This window comes from Azohydromonas lata NBRC 102462, from assembly GCF_001571085.1.
GTDB classification, from domain to species: Bacteria; Pseudomonadota; Gammaproteobacteria; order Burkholderiales; family Burkholderiaceae_C; genus Azohydromonas; species Azohydromonas lata.
The window spans coordinates 1-1,755 of record NZ_BCTC01000255.1 but is presented as its reverse complement, the minus strand read 5'-3'; the positions used below and the strand labels follow the sequence as shown (position 1 = coordinate 1,755).

The 1,755-nt window shown below is 72.3% G+C and carries 2 protein-coding genes; both read right to left on the bottom strand.

Annotated elements, in window-relative coordinates; genetic code table 11:
- The coding region (locus ALA01S_RS30935; RefSeq protein WP_157119438.1) for a cache domain-containing protein at nt 1-1,097 on the bottom strand (1,097 nt) is incomplete at its 3' end.
- A gap of 100 nt (nt 1,098-1,197) precedes the next feature.
- Nucleotides 1,198-1,755: methyl-accepting chemotaxis protein (locus ALA01S_RS30930; protein WP_238456030.1), on the bottom strand; the 558-nt coding region annotated here is incomplete at its 5' end.

Genomic DNA, 1,755 nt, shown 5'->3' with positions numbered 1-1,755 from the left:
CCGTCGATCACGCCGGTGATCTCGGCGATGCGCCGCGAGCCGGCGTGGATCTCGTCCATGGTGGCCACCACGCGGTGCACGACCTCGCCGCCGCGCTGGGCCACGTCGGCGGCGCCGGCGGCCAGGGTGTGGGCGCTGGCGGCCGAATCGGCGCTGGCATGCACGCCGCCGGCCAGCTCGTTCATGCTCGCGGCGCTGTCCTGCAGCCGCCCGGCGGTGAGCTCGGTGCGGTTGGCCAGGTCGGCATTGCCGCTGGCGATCTGCGCGCAGGCGCTGCCTATGCCGTCGCTGCCGCGGCGCACCTGCGCCACCATGCGGCCCAAGCCGCCGCGCATGGCTTCCATGGCCTGCAGCAGCCGGCCTATCTCGTCGGGGCGGCCGGCGGTCACCGGCTGCGCCAGGTCACCCGAGGCCATGGCCTGCAGCACGTGCAGCGCGCCCTTCATGCGGCGTTGCAGGTCGCGCGCCATGAGCTGCGCAAACCCCAGCACCAGCGCACCCAGCACCAGCGCCGTGGCCAGGCTGGCCATGGCAAAGCGCAGCGCGGCGGCGCGCACCTCGTCCACGTACACGCCCGACCCCAGCACCCAGCCCCAGGGCGCGAAGCCCGCGACGTAGGAGCGCTTGGGCACGGGGTCCTGCGCGCCGGGCTTGGGCCACAGGTAGTCCACGTAGCCCGCGCCTTCGCGCTGCACGGTCTCCACGAACGCCACGAACAGCCGCTTGCCGCTGGGGTCCTTGCTCTGCGAGAGGTCCTGGCCTTCGAGCTCGGGCTTGATGGGGTGGGCCACCATGCGCGCCGTCATGTCGTTGACCCAGACGTATTCCTTGCCGTCGTAGCGGATGGCGCGGATTTCCTCTATGGCGCGCTGCTGCGCCTGGTGGCGCGACAGGCTGCCCGCGGCCTCCTGCGACTGCCAGTGCTGCGCAATGGTCAGCGACTGCTGCACCACGGCGCGCGTGGCGCTCAGCCGCATCTCCAGCGCCGAAGCGTGGAAGGCGAAGCCCGTGTAGGCCGACAGGCCCAGCAAGGCCAGCGTCACGGCCAGCGCCATGAGGCGCAGCCGGGCTGCCAGGGAAAGCGTGGAAAGTGACATCAGGGGTTCTCGGAATCGTCGTTCATGCCCGGGGCGTTGTGTTGCGGAAGCAAGCACACGGGCGCGTTGGGCAAGAACGCGTCATCGTCATCCGCTCTTTTCAAAAACTTTCCCAGTCGCTCTCGCCGCTGGCGCCGGGCTTGGAGGCCCCGGGCAGCGACGCACGGCTGGCGCGCTCCAGCGCGGCCTGCGCCAGCACCGCGGGCGAGGGCTGCGCGGGCGCGGGGCGTTGCGCCGGCGCGCGCGGCGTCATGGAGGCGGCCGGCGCGCGCGGCGCGGCTGCGGGCTCCATGGCGTCGTGCATCCCCGTGCGAAAGCGCGACACGACCACGCTCAGGCGCTGCGCCTGTTCGCTCAAGCTTTGCGCCGCCGCGGCGCTTTGCTCCACCAGCGCGGCGTTTTGCTGCGTCATGCGGTCGAGCTCGACCACGGCGGTGTTGACCTGGCCGATGCCGCCGCTTTGCTCGGCGGCGGCGGCGCTGATCTCGCCGATGACGTCGGAGACGCGGCGCACGCCCTGGACGATCTCGTCCATGGTGCGGCCCGCGTCCTGTACCAGCGCGGAGCCGCTTTCGACCTGCTCCACGCTCTGCCCAATGAGGGTCTTGATCTCGCGCGCGGCCTCGGCCGAGCGTTGCGCCAGGCTGCGCACCTCGCC